The sequence below is a fragment of the Streptomyces beijiangensis genome (assembly GCF_017315755.1).
Classification (GTDB): Bacteria; Actinomycetota; Actinomycetes; order Streptomycetales; family Streptomycetaceae; genus Streptomyces; species Streptomyces beijiangensis.
Genome location: NZ_JAFLRJ010001261.1, coordinates 1 through 263 on the forward strand (window position 1 = coordinate 1; position 263 = coordinate 263).

Sequence of the window (263 nt, forward strand, 5' to 3'; positions counted from 1 at the left end):
GACCAGCAGGTTGTGCCGGCGGGCGATGTCGGTCAGGCTCCTGACCATCGCCTCGTCGTAGACCGCGCCGGTCGGGTTGTTCGGGTTGATGATGACGATCGCCTTGGTGCGGTCGGTGACCTTGCTCTCGATGTCGGCGAGGTCCGGCATCCAGTCGGACTGCTCGTCGCAGCGGTAGTGCACCGCCGTACCGCCGGACAGGGCGACGGCCGCCGTCCACAGCGGATAGTCCGGTGACGGGACCAGTACCTCGTCCCCGTCGT

The 263-nt window shown here is 67.7% G+C and carries 1 protein-coding gene; it reads right to left on the minus strand.

What is annotated here, in order from left to right; genetic code table 11:
• The coding region (locus J0695_RS41435) for an aminotransferase class I/II-fold pyridoxal phosphate-dependent enzyme (protein ID WP_206969972.1) at positions 1 to 263 on the minus strand (263 nt) is incomplete at both ends.